Raw genomic sequence first — 14,848 nt, 5'->3', positions numbered from 1 at the left:
CTGATTTTTCCCCGATGTACCTGTGGCGAGGGAGCTTGCTCCCGTTGGGGCGCGAAGCGGCCCTGAAAGCTGGTGCCCGAGTCTGTCAGGGATCTTGTGGCGACTTGTCTGGGGCCGCTTCGCGGCCCAGCGGGAGCAAGCCCCCTCGCCACATTGAGGTCAGGTCGGGCGCACCAGTCCAGGCAAATCCGGCAACATCTTCGGTGAGCAGATTCGCACCCGTTTCTGTCGGTTCAACTCGCCACTGATCAAGCTGACCTGGCTCTTGGACACGCCAAAGGCCTTGGCCAGAAAGGCCATCAGGTACGCGTTGGCCTTGCCCTCGACTGGTGGTGCTGTCAGGCGGATTTTCAGGCGATCGCCGTGCAGCCCGCAGAAATCATCGCTACGGGCTGCCGGTTGCAGGTGACACTCCAGAATCAGATCTTCACCGTCCCAGCGGAAGTAACTCATCAGATCAGGCCGAGCAGGCCCTGTGGCATGAAGGCATAGTACGCAAGACGCGGGATCAGCCAGCTTTGCAGCAACTGGAGCGCGATGAACGCGAAGATCGGCGAAATATCGAGGCCGCCCAGGTTCGGGATGATGCGGCGGAACGGGGCGAGTACCGGTTCAGTAATCTGCGCAACCAGCTCAGCCCCCGGGTTGTGGCTGCCCGGGGCAACCCAGGACAGAATCACGCTGATGATCATCGCGTAGAACAGCACATTCAAAAACAGCGAGAACAGGGCGATCACCGACCATGGCACCAACAGCAGCCAGTCAACCTCGAAGCCTTTGAGCGTGAGGATGACCGCCATCAGCAGCATCTGCACGATCAGCGCCAGCACCAGCGACGACATGTCCAGCCCGAACATGCTCGGGATGACCCTGCGTAGCGGCTTGAGCAGTGGTTGGGTGGCTTTGACGATGAACTGGCAGAGCGGGTTGTAAAAATTCGCCCGAACCAGTTGCAGGATGAAACGCAGCAACACGATCAGCAGATACAGGCTGCCCAGGGTTTTAATGATGAAAACGGCAGCGTCGTTGAGTCCTAGCATTATTGAGTCCTTTGTAAGAGCTGATTAGCGGCCAAGTTGCTCAGCCATCTCGGCCGAGCGGTGCGCGGCGGCGCCGAGTGCCGTTTCGACCAGGGCTTCGAAGCCACCGGTCTGGAAGGACTTGATCGCTGCTTCCGTGGTGCCTGCAGGCGAAGTGACACGGCGGCGCAACTCGGCAGCATCGACGTCGCTGGAGACCGCCATGTGTGCGGCGCCCAGTGCGGTTTGCAGCGTCAGTTGCGCGGCGATGTCCGCTGGCAGGCCGAGTTTCACGCCGGCGGCGGTCATGGCTTCGATCAGCAGGAAGAAATACGCCGGGCCCGAGCCGGAAACGGCGGTGACGGCGTCCAGTTGCCGCTCTTCATCGAGCCATAGGGCTATGCCGACCGCGGACAGCAGCGCCTGGGCCTGCTGACGCTGTTCGGCTGTCACTTCGGCTGTCGCGAACAAACCGCTCACGCCCTGACGCAGCAGCGCCGGGGTGTTGGGCATGCAGCGCACGATCGGCTGGGCGCCGAGCCAGTTGTTCATACTGGCGCAGGTGATGCCTGCGGCAATCGAAACCACCAGTTGGTCGGGCTTGAGATTTGGGCGCAGGGCTTGGCACACGGCTTTCATCGCCTGGGGCTTGACCGCGAGGACGACGACGTCGGCGCCAACGATGGCCTGGGCGTTGTCGGCGAAGGTTTCGATGCCGTGTTCAGCGCTCACGCGGGCGCGGGTTTCTTCGCCCGGATCGCTGACGCGGATCTGTGCGGCTTCCAGACCTTTGGCCCGCAGGCCACCGATCAGGCTGGCGGCCATGTTGCCGGCACCGATAAAGGCAATACGTGTCTTGCTCATGTCAGGTCCTTATTCAGAAGTGTGTCAGCCATGGTTCATGGCTGGCCGTGCATTGGTGAAGAGCCGCGAGCGCCGAACAGAGCGGTGCCGATTCGGACCCAGGTGGCACCCTGGGCAATGGCCGACTCAAGGTCGTGGCTCATGCCCATGGAAAGTGTGTCGAGTGGCAGGTTCAGGCTGGCTTGCAGGCTCTGTACGGCAGCAAACGCGGCATCCTGGGCGGCGCGATCTTCAGTCGGCTCGGGGATCGCCATCAATCCACGCAACTGCAAGCGCGGCAAGGCGTTGATGGCGTTGGCCAGGGCCGGCAGGTCGGCCGGGGTGCAACCGGATTTGCTGGCTTCACCGCTCACGTTGACCTGAATGCAGATGTTCAGCGGCGGCAGATCGGCGGGACGTTGTTCGGACAGGCGTTGTGCGATTTTCAGGCGATCCACGGAATGCACCCAGTCGAAGTGCTCGGCGATAGCACGAGTCTTGTTCGATTGAATGGGGCCGATGAAGTGCCAGATCAAGGGCAGGTCGGCCAGTTCCAGCTGTTTTCCCAATGCTTCCTGCAGGTAGTTCTCGCCAAAGTCGCGCAGGCCGGCGGCGTAGGCTTCACGCAGGTCTTGTGCGGGTTTGGTCTTGCTCACGGCCAGCAGCTGGACGCTGTTTTCGGCGCGGTTGGCAGCGAGCGTAGCGGCATGGATGCGCGAACTAACTTCGAGAATGTTGTCTGCTATGGTGGACATCAAGAGGCGCCAGCGGTCTGAAGGTTCGCGGCATTCTACTGGAATTGAGAGACGCTATGGATATCACCGAACTGCTGGCATTCAGCGCCAAACAGGGGGCATCCGACCTGCACTTGTCTGCCGGCCTGCCGCCGATGATTCGGGTGGATGGCGATGTGCGGCGCATCAACCTGCCAGCCCTGGATCACCAGCAGACGCAGGCGCTGATTCATTCCGTCATGAACGACACCCAGCGGGTGGACTTCGAAAAACACCTGGAAACCGACTTTTCCTTTGAGGTGCCCGGTGTGGCACGGTTTCGCGTCAATGCGTTCAATCAGAACCGTGGCGCGGGCGCCGTGTTTCGCACCATCCCGTCAAAAGTGCAGAGCATGGACGAATTGGGCATGGGGGAAGTGTTTCGCAAAATGACCGACGCTCCCCGTGGGCTGGTGCTGGTGACCGGCCCGACCGGTTCCGGCAAATCCACCACGCTGGCGGCGATGATCGATTACCTCAATACCCATCGCCATCACCACATCCTCACCATCGAAGACCCAATCGAGTTCGTTCATGAGTCGCGCAAATGCCTGATCAATCAGCGTCAAGTTCATCGCGATACCCGTAGTTTCGCTACCGCGTTGCGTTCGGCGCTGCGGGAAGACCCGGATGTGATTCTGGTGGGGGAGATGCGCGATCTGGAAACCATTCGCCTGGCGCTGACCGCCGCTGAAACCGGCCATCTGGTGTTCGGCACGCTACACACCACATCGGCGGCGAAAACCATCGACCGGGTGGTCGACGTGTTTCCGGGGGACGAGAAGTCGATGGTGCGCTCGATGCTCTCCGAGTCGCTGCTGGCGGTGGTGTCCCAGGTGCTGGTGAAGAAGGTCGGTGGCGGGCGCATCGCGGCCCACGAAATCATGCTGGGGACATCGGCGATCCGGAGCCTGATCCGCGAGGACAAGGTGGCGCAGATGTACTCGGCGATTCAGTCGGGAGGGGCGCTGGGAATGCAGACGCTGGATATGAGCTTGAAGGGCTTGGTGGCCAAGGGCTTGATCAGTCGTGATCATGCCCAGGAGAAGGCGCGGTCGCCGGATGACTTCTAAGGATTGCAATGCAACCTGTGGCGAGGGAGCAAGCTCCCTCGCCACTAGTGCTCACCTTCAGGTGAGCACTAGCCAATCAGCGCTGAACAACCCGCAACTGATTCGGCTCTTTCGGCAGAACCCGCTTGGCAACCACGTAGTGGTTTTCCCAGTACGGTTTCTTCAAAGTGTCGATGGACACCGACTTGCCGCGACGTGGCGCGTGGATGAAGCGGTCGTTGCCCAGGTAAATGGCAACGTGATTGACCCGACGGCTCTTGATATTGAAGAAAATCAGGTCGCCCGGCTTCAGGTCGTCGCGATCGACTTTCTCCCCATGACCGCTGGCCATGGCGTTGGAGGTGCGTGGCAGGTCGAACGTGGCGTCGTTGAACGCGTATTTCACCAGGCCGCTGCAATCGAAGCCTTTGCTTGGGCTGCTGCCGCCCCAACGATAGGGAGTGCCAAGAACGTTCACAGCGCGACTCAGCACGTTGCTGCTTTCCTTGGTGCCCATCAGTGGAACCAGGCCACTGTTGTCGCTGGCCAGGGTCGGAGCATATTTGGTGGATTTTTTGTCTTTGCTCGAAGGAGCAGAGGCATGGGATTTTGGGGTGTAACCATTAACGTTAGGAAGACGTTGCTCACGATTGGTGGCGTGGGCGGCCAGTGGCATCAAAAGGCAAATGGTTAGCCATGTCTTGAAAAATGAACGCATTAGGCAAGGCTCTTAATAAGTTAGCGCGCAACTTTATAACAGCTTTTTTGCCGCTTCCGAGGCCGTTGGTCGATTCAACCTGGGGGACAATGGCGGCAAAATAGCGGCAAATTGGCGCAATTGTCCGACAGAAGCCCGGTGTTACAAGGCTTTGACAGGCGTGAAGGTAGCACCTGCCATACGTCGGGTGCCTGTATAAAAGTCACAAAGAAATGAAGAATATTTATCTATCGTGCGAATCGAGGTCATTCATGAACCCCTATCAACAGGCTGTCCAGCAGCAAGACACCCACAGCAAAGTGATCGGTTACCTGCTGTGGATTTTCGGTTTTACCGGCGCTCATCGCTTCTATTACGGCAAGCCGGTGACCGGGACGATCTGGTTCTTCACCTTTGGCTTGCTGGGGATCGGTTGGCTGATCGACCTGTTCCTGATCCCGTCCATGGACCGTGAAGCGGACCTGCGGTTCACCGCCGGGCCGATCGAATACAACGTGGCGTGGATTCTGCTGACGTTTCTCGGGGTGTTTGGCGTGCACCGGATGTATCAGGGGAAATGGATCAGTGGGCTGCTGTACCTGCTGACGGGCGGGTTGTTCTTTATTGGTGTGCTGTATGACTTCTGGACGTTGAATGATCAGGTTTCCGTGCGTAACGCACAGAGTCGCTGATTTCTGCGGCGAGGGGCTGGCCCTCTCGCTGCAGGGTTTTTGTCTGGTGACTGATCCAGCTATCCGTTTGCTTGAGTTAAGGCCTATGAGTGGTTACTGAAATACTTTCAGTAATTGAAGTTGAAGCGTTAAAAATGCCATTGTGCTGAAGCTGTAGAATATTGAAATGATGAGGTGGTTTGGGGTGGCCCAGTAATTTATGCTGTCGGTGAGAATCGCAAGCGATGCAATTGCAATTATTAATGCTGATATTTTTATCAAGGTTGAATTGGTGTGGTGGGCTTTTCTGTATAAAAATATTTGCATTAGGTGAAATATGAATAGCACTAAGCCCGCAATCAGGATTGCACCTATTGGTATTCCGATTGAGTCTCGATCAGTGTTGTAAATACCTGCGCTCAAATTTTTAAATATTGTAAATATCGCTACGCTGGATGTGATAACTAAAAGCACTGGGTAGGTGTAGTTAAGATGTTTGTAAAGGGCTTCATGTTGGCTCTTCCTGAGTGCAGTCGATAGTCGAAAACTCTAAAGGATTTTTCTAGTGCGGGTCCGACTGAAAGCCAGTTCCAGTCAGTCTTATTTTTTGTTCTCCAGCTATGTCGATTTCATAACTCGTTCCTGAGAACACCCTGCCTGCTGTGGTTAAAATTTCGAGTAGTGTTGATCTGTTGCTTTTGTCGAAGTCGTATGTGTCTGTATAAGCTTTCGCAGTTCCATCAAAAACCCAGGATCCGTTTTCTTCTCTAGTGAAGTCACCTTCGATTTTCAATGTTATCCGCCCTAGATAGGCTCCTGTGACATTGCTGTCGTCAATAGTGGCATAAGGTACTTTGGGATCAGATAAATAATACCTTCCGGATTCTCTGGTGCTGGCTATGCTGTTGGCTAATAGCGGAATTTCATTCGCCTTTACGTTAAGGCCTATATTGTTTATGTCGACTCGCAGCTTCTCTCCATTGCCCCATAGGTAGTGAGCAAATGCTTTGACAGGGCTAAATGTTCCCCCTGATAGTTCAGTTGTTTGTGTTTCATACTTGATGTTGTACAGATTTGCCGATGCTACTTTGATCAGGGCGTCTAGGCTGCTTAATTTTTGTTGCGCAGCGAAGGCGTCGGCAAGACTGAAGTTTACGAGTTTGCTCTTGAAATAGGCATGAGTAACGATCGAAGAGCTGTTTAGTAGGTAGTTGTCACTCTCCGTGATTTTCCAAAGGTCCTGAATAGCACCAAGGGCATCGTTATTAATTGCTCTGCCTGCCATTTGCAACTCATAGGTAAAGGCTTTTATACCGCTTTTCATTTCTAGCCAATCATGGAACATATCCATTTCGGCTGAGGAAATGACAGGGCCATCGCACAGTGGGAGTGAGTAAGTTTGTCCGTCGTTGGTGATGATGGCCTCACCTGCGCCCTGCCAATCTGCAGTCGCATAGACTCCCCAGCTGAACCCGGGGTTAACTGTATATCCGCCTGAGTTTCCCATTGTTCCTTTCGTTATGATTGGAGGTAGTGTAAGTCCATTTTTCATGTGTTGCTCCTTGTTTGTACAGCCTTTGTGTTCAGGGTATTTGTAGAGGTTTTCCCTTGCGCTGTAATTATTCTAAATGATGGATGTTGAATTTGTATTCAATAACTTTGTAGGCTGTTTCTGTATGTTGCGAAGTTCCTTTCGTACAGATGATGAGAAGTCAGAAGCTTCTGTTTGTTGGGTAATTTTTTTCGCCATCGCTTGTAGAAATGTTCTTGATGCGGCTGTGCTGTTTTGGGAAAGGCAGTGGAGGATGGGGCAGGAGGGCTATATGACTTCTGGACGTCGAATGACCAGGTTTCACTGCGTAATGCACAGAGTCGCGGCGCCTTTTAGTAAGTCTTCGCGAGCAGGCTCGCTCCCACAGGAGAATGCATTGCAATGTGGGAGCGAGCCTGCTCGCGAATGCAGGCGACGCGGAGTTACGCCTGGTGGCTGATGCGGCCATCCACCAGGGTGTAACGCACCACGCCCGGCAGGCTGTGGCCAATGAACGGGCAGTTTTCGCCTTTGGACAGCCAGCTTTCACCCGCCACGGTCGAGGCCGTCGGGTCGAACAGCACGATGTCCGCCGCACCACCCACCGCCAGTTTGCCGGCCGGCAGGCGCAAGGCCTCGGCAGGGCCGACGCTCAGGCGTTTCAGAAGCGTCGGCAGGTCCAGCAAACCGTCTTCGACCAGGGTCATTGCCAGTGGCAACAGCAGTTCGACGCTGCTGATGCCCGGTTCGGTGGCGCCGAACGGTGCCAGTTTGGCGTCACGCTCGTGGGGTTGATGATGACTGGAGATGGTCGAGATCACGCCCGATTTCACTGCGGCGCGCAGGCCCTCGCGGTCGGCGCGGGTACGTAGCGGTGGCTGGACGTGATACAGGCTGCTGAAATCGATCAGCGCTTCGTCGGTCAGGATCAACTGGTACAGGGCGACATCCGCGGTCACCTTCAGGCCCCGGGCCTGGGCCTGGGCGATCAGGGCTGCGCCGCGAGCGCTGGTGAGCTGGCTGAAGTGTGCGCGCACACCGGTCTGTTCAACCAGCAGCAGGTCCCGGGCCAGAGCCACGGTTTCAGCGGTTTCCGGAATGCCCGGCAAGCCAAGGAAGCTGGCGGTAGGGCCTTCGTGAGCCAGGCCGCCCTCGGCCAGGTCGTGATCCTGGGAGTTGAAGATCACTGTCAGGTCGAAAGTCGCTGCGTATTCCAGCGCCCGGCACAGGGTGCGGGTATTGCGGAAACTCTCCAGGCCATTGCCGAAGGCCACGCAACCGGCATCTCGCAGTGCCACCAGCTCTGCCAGCTGTTCACCGTCCAGGCCTTTGCTCAGGGCGCCAATCGGGAAGACTTTGGTGTTGCCGGCCTCACGGGCGCGGTCGAGGATCAGTTCGGCCACCGCGGAGGTGTCCAGTACCGGTTTGGTCTTCGGTGGGCAGCACAGGCTGGTCACGCCGCCAGCCGCCGCCGCGCGGGTTTCGCTGACAATCGAGCCTTTGCGGCTGTAGCCCGGCTCGCGCAGGGCAACGTTGAGGTCGACCAGGCCGGGGGCGGCCACCAGGCCTTTGGCGTCAATCGTGTCGACGGCGACAAAACCGGCTGGCGCAGCACCAAGGGCAACGACTTTGCAGGCTTCAATATGGATATCGGTCACTTGATCCAGGCCGCTGGCCGGATCGATCACGCGGGCGCCGAGAATGCTGAGCTTCACTGGGCTTTCTCCTGCTCGAATTGGCCTTGCTCGAATTGGCGTTGCGCAGTCTGCCCGCTCATGGCCATGGACAGTACCGCCATACGAATGGCGATCCCGTAGGTCACCTGGTTGAGGATCACCGAGTGCGGGCCGTCGGCCACTGCCGACTCGATTTCCACGCCACGGTTGATCGGCCCCGGGTGCATCACGATGGCATCGGGCTTGGCGCCGGCCAGGCGCGCGGTGGTCAGGCCGAACAGGCGGTAGAACTCGCCTTCGCTCGGCAGCAGGCCGCCGGTCATGCGTTCGCGTTGCAGGCGCAACATGATCACCACGTCGACGTCTTTCAGGCCTTCGGCCATGTCGGTGTAGACCTTCACGCCGTATTGCTCGATGCCGATCGGCAGCAGGGTCTTCGGCGCGATCACGCGGATGTCCGGGCAGCCGAGGGTTTTCAGGGCCAGCATGTTCGAGCGCGCGACCCGCGAATGCAGGATGTCGCCGACGATGGCCACCGAAAGGTTCTCGAAACCGCCCTTGTGCCGGCGGATGGTCAGCATGTCGAGCATGCCTTGCGTCGGGTGGGCGTGCCGACCGTCGCCGCCGTTGATGATCGCCACCTGCGGGCAAACGTGTTCGGCGATGAAGTGCGCGGCACCGGAATCACCGTGGCGCACGACGAACATGTCGGCGGCCATGGCTTCCAGGTTGCGCAGGGTGTCGAGCAGGGTTTCGCCCTTGCTCGCCGACGATGTGGACACGTTGAGGGTGATCACGTCCGCCGAGAGCCGCTGGGCCGCCAGTTCGAAGGTGGTGCGGGTGCGGGTCGAGTTCTCGAAGAACACGTTGCACACGGTCTTGCCGCGCAGCAACGGGACTTTCTTCACGGCCCGGGCGCCGACTTCGAGGAAGGAGTCGGCGGTGTCGAGGATTTCCGTCAGCAACTCGCGGCGCAAACCGTCGAGCGATAGGAAGTGGCGCAGCTGGCCCTGATCATTGAGCTGCAGCGGGCGCTTGGTTTCTAGAGGCGTCATCGCAAGGGGGACTCTCAATAGGGCAAATTAAAGGGCGAGGTCTTGCAGTTCGAGCGCGAGCTCCGGTCCGGACAGCTTCACCCGTTCGTGGGCCGCCAGCGACAGGGTGGCGCCAACCACGTTCGGGCGGATCGGCAGCTCGCCGGCGTCCAGGTCCAGCAGGCACACCAGCGTCACGCTGGCCGGGCGGCCGTAGTCGAACAGTTCGTTCATGGCGGCGCGGATGGTCCGGCCGCTCATCAGCACGTCGTCGATCAGCACCAGGTGCTGGCCTTCGATCTCGAACGGCAGCGCCGAAGGGCGAACCTGCGGGTGCAGGCCGCTCTGGCTGAAATCGTCGCGGTAGAAGGACACGTCCAGGGTGCCGAGGGGCTCCGCGCTGCCCAGCTCCTTGAGCAGGGCCTGAGCCACCCAGACTCCACCGGTGCGGATGCCGATGAAACGCGGGTCGCTGATGCCTCGTTTGGCCAGATAAGCGTCAAGTCGGGTCGCCATCTGGCTGATCAGTTCGGCGGGATTGGGCAGGCTCATGGTTGCTCCTTCTTGGGCCCGGGCCCTGCTTTTGGGTTAAAGCTGCTGCAGGTGGCTCGGGTTGTAGCTAATAGAGTCGCATGGCGGCTCTTCAGGATTCGAACAGTGCGCCATTCTCGTCGAGCCAGCCTTGCAGCAGCAGGGCGGCAGCGATGGCATCGACCGGGTTATCGCGGTAACTGCCTTTCTGGCCGCCACGAGCCAGGCGTTCGCCCTTGGCCTCGAAGGTGGTCAGGCGTTCATCGTGGGTATAAAAGGGCAGGTTGAAGCGTCCGTTAAGGCGCCGGGCGAACTTTTCCGCGCGGGCGCACATGTCACTGGGCGTGCCGTCCATGTTCAACGGCAGGCCGACTACCACGGCATCGGGTTTCCACTCTTTGATGAGGGCTTCGACCTGGTTCCAGTCAGGAATGCCGTTCTGCGCTTTCAGGGTGCACAGCTCGCGGGCCTGGCCGGTCACCACCTGGCCGACCGCAACGCCGATCTGTTTGGTGCCGTAGTCGAATCCGAGAATCAGCCGCAGGGCCATCAGGCGTGCCCCGCCTGGCTGGTGAGCAGGCTGAGGTTGATGCCAAGGTGTTTGGCCGCCGCTTCCAGGCGCAGCTCGCTGCTGGTGTTGAACAGGATGTCGGCGTCAAACGGGCAGGTCAGCCAGGCGTTCTGCGCCAGTTCGGCCTCCAGTTGCCCGGCTTCCCAACCGGCATAGCCGAGGGCAATCAGGCTTTTTTCCGGACCAACGCCGTCAGCGATGGCAAACAATATGTCCTGGGTGGTCGACAGGGATAATTCGTCTTCCAGATCAACGGTTGCCTGGAAAGTCTTGCCCGAAGGGTGCAGGACAAAACCGCGATCGGTTTGCACCGGGCCGCCAATAAAGATCGGCACATGCTGGCAGAGCGCCGGCGGTTCGACATCCGGGCGTAATTGCTCGAGGATATCGGCCAGGTTCAGCTCTTGCGGACGGTTGACCACCAGCCCCATGGCACCATTGGCCGTGTGCTCGACGATGTAGGTCAAGGTGTGCGCAAAGTTCGGGTCGGCCATGTGTGGCATGGCGATCAGGAATTGATGCTTGAGGTAGGTAGGGCTGACGTTTTTCATGTGCGCTAGTGTGGCGTTCGGGGGGCGAACTGACAAGCTGGGGATGCATGGGAAATTCCCCGAAACCCGCCAATAACTCAGATCCCTGTGGGAGCGGGCTTACCCGCGAAGACGGTGGAACATTCAAAGTTGAAGTGTCAGACAGACCGCTATCGCGGGCAAGCCCGCTCCCACAGGGTTTAGGCGGTGTTCAATTACTTGAAAGTCTGTCCCCACGGGCAAATTTCCAGGTGCGGATGATCTCCAGCCGGTCAATATCCGACAAATCCCCGGTAAACGGTGCGAATGGCGCCGCCAGCCGGACAATCCGCTGGGCGGCCTGGTCCAGCAGCGGCTGGCCGGAAGACTCCAGCACCAGCACTTCATACAGCGAACCGTCGCGATTGATCGAGACCATCAAGCGCAAATTGCCGTAGATCTGTTTGCGCCGCGCTTCGTCGGGGTAGTTGAGGTTGCCGATGCGCTCGACCTTCTTGCGCCATTCATCCTTGTACCAGGCGCCCTTGTCGCGCATGGTCGAGGCCGCGCTCAGGCGGTGAATACGCGGACGCTTGGCGTACAGCTGTTGTTCGGCGGCCAGTTCCGCTTCGAGGCTGGCGATGTCGCTGGACAGCTGCTCGCTGTCGAACGTCGGCGCCTGGACCTGGGGTTTGACCTCGGTCTTGGGCTCCTCGGTCCTGGCAGGGGCTTTTTTCGGCTTCGGCGCCACGGTGGTCACGGCTGCCTTCGGTGGCGCTTCCTGCACATCAGGCTTGGCGGCCGGCGGTGGCGTGACCTTCTGTACCTTGTTGTCCTGGAAGGGCGCGACCTCGGTGGTCTTGGGGATCGCCTTTTTATCCAGGGTGCCGCTGCCTTGCTGATTCTCCTGGGCCAGGAAATCGGCTTTCTCAGGCTTTTTTTCGCTTTTGAAGGTAGCGAGGGTGATTTCCAGGGTTTTGCTGATCTGCTTGGGCTCGACTACTGCAAACCCGACACCCAACAGCAAGGCCAGGTGGATCAGCGCTGCCAGAAACAGGGTAAAACCGAGGCGATCGGCCGGGCGCACGCCACGGTGGGCGAGTTCGGCAGGCAGATCGGACGGGAGGGTCATGACAAGGAAACCAACATCGCGTTTTTCACAGGCCGCGCATGATAACGCAATGTTGGTTTGGCTAATCAACGTGCCTTGAGCTTCTGATCGATGGCATCCATCAACAGGCCAGCGATGTCGGTGCCAAATGCATTATCGATCTCGCGAATGCAGGTCGGGCTGGTGACGTTGATCTCGGTCAGGTGCTCGCCGATCACGTCCAGGCCCACGAACAACAGGCCTTTTTCACGCAGGGTCGGGCCGACTTGTGCGGCGATCCAGCGGTCCTTGTCGGTCAGCGGGCGGGCTTCGCCACGGCCACCGGCGGCCAGGTTGCCGCGGGTTTCGCCCTGGGCCGGAATCCGCGCAAGGCAATAATCCACAGGCTCGCCGTCGATCATCAGGATGCGCTTGTCGCCATCCTTGATCGCTGGCAGGTAGGCCTGGCCCATGATCTGCTGGGCGCCGAGGGCGGTGAGGGTTTCTAGGATCACCGACAGGTTCGGATCGCCCGCGCGGTGACGGAAAATCGAAGTGCCACCCATGCCGTCCAGCGGCTTGAGGATGACATCACCGTGTTTGGCGGCGAACTCACGCAGTACGTCGGCGCGGCGGCTGACCACGGTCGGCGGCGTGCACTGCGGGAACAGCGTGGCAAACAGCTTTTCGTTGCAGTCGCGCAGGCTTTGCGGCTTGTTGACCACCAGCACGCCGGCGCGCTCGGCTTGTTCCAGCAAATAGGTGGAGTAGACGAACTCCAGGTCGAACGGCGGATCCTTGCGCATCAGGATCACGTCCAGATCGCTCAGCAACGCATCGCTTTCAGCGCCCAGTTCGAACCATTTTTCCGGGTTGGCGAACACCTGCAACGGACGCATCCGCGCCCGCGCCTGGCCTTCGCCCTGATACAGGTCGCGCTGTTCCATGTAGAACAGCTCCCAGCCACGCTTCTGCGCGGCCAGCAGCATGGCCAGCGAGCTATCCTTTTTATAGGAAATGCTGGCGATAGGGTCCATGACAATCCCGACGCGAACGCTCATGGGTGTTTCCTCGAAATTTGGGGGCTATGTCGATCTTTGTAGGAGCGAGCTCGCTCGCGATGGACTTCAGGACAACGCGCTCATCCAGACAGCCAGCGTTATCGTTAACGACCATCGCGAGCGAGCTCGCTCCTACAAAAGATCAGCGTATAAAAGTGGCGTCAGAGTGGCGCTGAGTGTGTTCCCGGTCAAGGAAAAACCACCTTGCGAGCCGGCCGATAGATTGGTTTTGGAGACTGTGCTAAAAAGGCTGCCATGTCGTGCTGGCCCTTGAACATCAAGGGTTTCGAGCCGCGTTAACCGGCAAACGGACAATTAGTTTCGCAAAGGCGACGGTAGAGCATTTTATGGCACAGCATCCCAGCGCCTTGAAGGTCATGGTGATCGACGATTCGAAGACAATCCGTCGTACCGCCGAAACGCTGCTCAGGAGCGTGGGTTGTGAGGTCATCACGGCCGTCGACGGTTTTGATGCCCTGGCCAAGATTGCCGACAACCACCCCGGCATCATTTTCGTCGACATCATGATGCCGCGCCTGGATGGCTACCAGACCTGCGCCCTGATCAAGAACAACAGCGCGTTCAAGTCCACGCCGGTGATCATGCTGTCGTCCAAGGACGGGCTGTTCGACAAGGCCAAGGGGCGCATCGTCGGCTCCGACCAGTTTTTGACCAAGCCTTTCAGCAAGGAAGAATTGCTTGATGCGATCCAGGCCCATGTTCCTGGTTTCGCCGCCGTTTTGCCGCAGTAGGACACGCACAGTGACGCTCGGCCACCGGGCCTGGCGTCGACAAGAATGGGGAAGACCATGGCACGTATTCTGATCGTCGATGATTCGCCGACCGAAATGTACAAACTGACCGGCATGCTGGAAAAGCACGGTCATGAAGTGTTGAAAGCCGAAAACGGTGCCGACGGCGTGGCCCTGGCCCGCCAGGAAAAGCCCGATGCGGTCCTGATGGACATTGTCATGCCCGGCCTCAACGGCTTCCAGGCGACCCGCCAGTTGACCAAGGACCCGGAGACCGGGCATATCCCGGTGATCATCATCACCACCAAGGATCAGGAAACCGACAAGGTCTGGGGCACGCGCCAGGGCGCCAGGGACTACCTGACCAAGCCAGTCGATGAAGACACCCTGATCAAAACCCTGAACAACGTGCTGGCCGGTTGATCGTCAGGCCATGAACGAGTCGCTGACGGCTTTCGAGCTGCTGCTGCAAATCGACCAGCGCTGTCGTTTGCTGGCGGCGGACCTGCCGTCCCAGCCGGCCCGGCGGGACAGCTGGAGCGGTATCGGTTTTCGCCTGGGCGAGCACTGGTATGTCGCCCCATGAGCGAAGTCAGCGAAGTCTTGCACGAGCCGCGCCTCACCCAGCTACCGGGGGTCAAACCCTGGGTCAAGGGTGTCGCCAACCTGCGCGGGCGTTTGCTGCCGGTCATGGACTTGTGCGGCTTCTTCGGGCACGAGCTTTCGGCGGTGCGCCGTCAGCGGCGGGTGTTGGTGGTGGAACATGAAGAGGTGTTTACCGGGATGCTGGTCGATGAAGTCTTCGGCCTCCAGCACTTTGCCCAGGACAGCCTGGAGCCGGTGCCGGCAGATGAGCTGAAGGGGACGATGGCGGCGTTTGTCAAAGGCCGGTTTCAGCGTGAACAGTGCTGGCAGGTGTTCAGCCCGTTTACATTGACGCAGTCGCAGGGGTTCATGAACGTCGCGGTGTGACAGGAACAAGAGAGATCCAATGTGGGAGCGGGCTTGCTCGCGAAGGCGGCGGTCCATTCAACATTG

The 14,848-nt window shown here is 58.9% G+C and carries 17 protein-coding genes and 1 pseudogene; 5 read left to right on the top strand and 13 right to left on the bottom strand.

Features of this window, described 5'->3' with window-relative positions; genetic code table 11:
* Positions 1-159: 159 nt before the first annotated feature.
* Genes RS887_RS09815 through RS887_RS09800 form a run of 4 tightly spaced genes read right to left on the bottom strand, consistent with a single transcriptional unit; the run spans position 160 to position 2,617 of the window.
* Positions 160-453, bottom strand: coding sequence for a DUF167 domain-containing protein (locus tag RS887_RS09815; RefSeq protein ID WP_322615181.1), 294 nt, complete (start codon positions 451-453; stop codon positions 160-162).
* Complete coding sequence (locus tag RS887_RS09810; RefSeq protein WP_322615180.1) at positions 453-1,040, bottom strand: YggT family protein; 588 nt, start codon at positions 1,038-1,040, stop codon at positions 453-455. The genes RS887_RS09815 and RS887_RS09810 overlap by 1 nt, the downstream gene beginning before the upstream one ends.
* Before the next feature lie 24 nt (positions 1,041-1,064).
* The gene (proC, locus tag RS887_RS09805; RefSeq protein ID WP_322615179.1) at positions 1,065-1,883 is read right to left on the bottom strand and encodes a pyrroline-5-carboxylate reductase; all 819 of its coding nucleotides are present in this window, start codon (positions 1,881-1,883) and stop codon (positions 1,065-1,067) included.
* 35 nt (positions 1,884-1,918) lie between these two features.
* Complete coding sequence (locus tag RS887_RS09800; protein ID WP_322615178.1) at positions 1,919-2,617, bottom strand: YggS family pyridoxal phosphate-dependent enzyme; 699 nt, start codon at positions 2,615-2,617, stop codon at positions 1,919-1,921.
* Positions 2,618-2,673: 56 nt separating this feature from the next.
* Here RS887_RS09800 and RS887_RS09795 point away from each other — a divergent pair, with 56 nt between their 5' ends.
* Positions 2,674-3,708 (top strand): type IV pilus twitching motility protein PilT, encoded by a 1,035-nt coding sequence (locus RS887_RS09795; protein WP_322615177.1) that lies wholly within the window; start codon positions 2,674-2,676, stop codon positions 3,706-3,708.
* Between the two features lie 76 nt (positions 3,709-3,784).
* Here RS887_RS09795 and RS887_RS09790 read toward each other — a convergent pair whose 3' ends face one another.
* Entirely contained in the window at positions 3,785-4,405 is a 621-nt protein-coding gene (locus RS887_RS09790; protein WP_322615176.1) for a C40 family peptidase, read from the bottom strand.
* 251 nt (positions 4,406-4,656) lie between these two features.
* Here RS887_RS09790 and RS887_RS09785 point away from each other — a divergent pair, with 251 nt between their 5' ends.
* Positions 4,657-5,076, top strand: coding sequence for an NINE protein (locus RS887_RS09785; protein WP_218431212.1), 420 nt, complete (start codon positions 4,657-4,659; stop codon positions 5,074-5,076).
* A gap of 541 nt (positions 5,077-5,617) precedes the next feature.
* Here RS887_RS09785 and RS887_RS09780 read toward each other — a convergent pair.
* From RS887_RS09780 to gshB, 8 genes are all read right to left on the bottom strand, one after another.
* Positions 5,618-6,607 carry a lipid II-degrading bacteriocin gene (locus RS887_RS09780; RefSeq protein WP_322615175.1) on the bottom strand — a complete coding sequence of 330 codons (990 nt, stop codon included), beginning with the start codon at positions 6,605-6,607 and terminating at the stop codon, positions 5,618-5,620.
* Positions 6,608-7,029: 422 nt separating this feature from the next.
* Positions 7,030-8,301, bottom strand: a complete 1,272-nt coding sequence (locus RS887_RS09775) for a dihydroorotase (protein ID WP_111285419.1) — start codon at positions 8,299-8,301, stop codon at positions 7,030-7,032.
* A complete protein-coding gene (locus tag RS887_RS09770; protein WP_322615174.1) occupies positions 8,298-9,317 on the bottom strand; it encodes an aspartate carbamoyltransferase catalytic subunit in 1,020 nt (339 codons plus the stop codon). Before RS887_RS09770 ends, RS887_RS09775 begins: the two co-directional genes overlap by 4 nt.
* A gap of 27 nt (positions 9,318-9,344) precedes the next feature.
* A complete protein-coding gene (gene pyrR / locus RS887_RS09765; protein WP_008019953.1) occupies positions 9,345-9,848 on the bottom strand; it encodes a bifunctional pyr operon transcriptional regulator/uracil phosphoribosyltransferase PyrR in 504 nt (167 codons plus the stop codon).
* A gap of 91 nt (positions 9,849-9,939) precedes the next feature.
* Positions 9,940-10,377 carry a Holliday junction resolvase RuvX gene (gene ruvX, locus RS887_RS09760; protein ID WP_057398155.1) on the bottom strand — a complete coding sequence of 146 codons (438 nt, stop codon included), beginning with the start codon at positions 10,375-10,377 and terminating at the stop codon, positions 9,940-9,942.
* Positions 10,377-10,949 (bottom strand): YqgE/AlgH family protein, encoded by a 573-nt coding sequence (locus RS887_RS09755; RefSeq protein ID WP_322615173.1) that lies wholly within the window; start codon positions 10,947-10,949, stop codon positions 10,377-10,379. The genes ruvX and RS887_RS09755 overlap by 1 nt, the downstream gene beginning before the upstream one ends.
* A gap of 190 nt (positions 10,950-11,139) precedes the next feature.
* Entirely contained in the window at positions 11,140-12,039 is a 900-nt protein-coding gene (locus RS887_RS09750) for an energy transducer TonB (protein ID WP_322615172.1), read from the bottom strand.
* Positions 12,040-12,104: 65 nt separating this feature from the next.
* Positions 12,105-13,058 (bottom strand): glutathione synthase, encoded by a 954-nt coding sequence (gshB, locus tag RS887_RS09745; protein WP_111285427.1) that lies wholly within the window; start codon positions 13,056-13,058, stop codon positions 12,105-12,107.
* Positions 13,059-13,405: 347 nt separating this feature from the next.
* Between gshB and pilG the strand changes: the two genes are divergently transcribed.
* The 3 genes and pseudogenes from pilG to RS887_RS09730 all read left to right on the top strand — a co-directional run bounded on the left by pilG (position 13,406) and on the right by RS887_RS09730 (position 14,782).
* Positions 13,406-13,810: a twitching motility response regulator PilG gene (gene pilG, locus RS887_RS09740; protein ID WP_322615281.1), complete on the top strand. Its 405-nt coding sequence runs from the start codon at positions 13,406-13,408 to the stop codon at positions 13,808-13,810.
* Positions 13,811-13,867: 57 nt separating this feature from the next.
* Positions 13,868-14,233, top strand: coding sequence for a twitching motility response regulator PilH (gene pilH, locus RS887_RS09735; RefSeq protein ID WP_007987790.1), 366 nt, complete (start codon positions 13,868-13,870; stop codon positions 14,231-14,233).
* Between the two features lie 10 nt (positions 14,234-14,243).
* Positions 14,244-14,782: pseudogene (locus tag RS887_RS09730) on the top strand (chemotaxis protein CheW).
* Positions 14,783-14,848 lie beyond the last annotated feature (66 nt).

The sequence above is a fragment of the Pseudomonas sp. BIC9C genome (assembly GCF_034541995.1).
GTDB classification, from domain to species: Bacteria; Pseudomonadota; Gammaproteobacteria; order Pseudomonadales; family Pseudomonadaceae; genus Aquipseudomonas; species Aquipseudomonas fluorescens_CC.
This window is presented reverse-complemented; position numbering and strand designations above follow the sequence as displayed.

Coding starts and splice junctions, on each gene's coding strand:
- RS887_RS09815 (WP_322615181.1), bottom strand. CDS start 453: ATGAGTTACTTCCGCTGGGACGGTGAAGATCTGATTCTGGAGTGTCAC.
- RS887_RS09810 (WP_322615180.1), bottom strand. CDS start 1,040: ATGCTAGGACTCAACGACGCTGCCGTTTTCATCATTAAAACCCTGGGC.
- proC (WP_322615179.1), bottom strand. CDS start 1,883: ATGAGCAAGACACGTATTGCCTTTATCGGTGCCGGCAACATGGCCGCC.
- RS887_RS09800 (WP_322615178.1), bottom strand. CDS start 2,617: ATGTCCACCATAGCAGACAACATTCTCGAAGTTAGTTCGCGCATCCAT.
- RS887_RS09795 (WP_322615177.1), top strand. CDS start 2,674: ATGGATATCACCGAACTGCTGGCATTCAGCGCCAAACAGGGGGCATCC.
- RS887_RS09790 (WP_322615176.1), bottom strand. CDS start 4,405: ATGCGTTCATTTTTCAAGACATGGCTAACCATTTGCCTTTTGATGCCA.
- RS887_RS09785 (WP_218431212.1), top strand. CDS start 4,657: ATGAACCCCTATCAACAGGCTGTCCAGCAGCAAGACACCCACAGCAAA.
- RS887_RS09780 (WP_322615175.1), bottom strand. CDS start 6,607: ATGAAAAATGGACTTACACTACCTCCAATCATAACGAAAGGAACAATG.
- RS887_RS09770 (WP_322615174.1), bottom strand. CDS start 9,317: ATGACGCCTCTAGAAACCAAGCGCCCGCTGCAGCTCAATGATCAGGGC.
- pyrR (WP_008019953.1), bottom strand. CDS start 9,848: ATGAGCCTGCCCAATCCCGCCGAACTGATCAGCCAGATGGCGACCCGA.
- ruvX (WP_057398155.1), bottom strand. CDS start 10,377: ATGGCCCTGCGGCTGATTCTCGGATTCGACTACGGCACCAAACAGATC.
- RS887_RS09755 (WP_322615173.1), bottom strand. CDS start 10,949: ATGAAAAACGTCAGCCCTACCTACCTCAAGCATCAATTCCTGATCGCC.
- RS887_RS09750 (WP_322615172.1), bottom strand. CDS start 12,039: ATGACCCTCCCGTCCGATCTGCCTGCCGAACTCGCCCACCGTGGCGTG.
- gshB (WP_111285427.1), bottom strand. CDS start 13,058: ATGAGCGTTCGCGTCGGGATTGTCATGGACCCTATCGCCAGCATTTCC.
- pilG (WP_322615281.1), top strand. CDS start 13,406: ATGGCACAGCATCCCAGCGCCTTGAAGGTCATGGTGATCGACGATTCG.
- pilH (WP_007987790.1), top strand. CDS start 13,868: ATGGCACGTATTCTGATCGTCGATGATTCGCCGACCGAAATGTACAAA.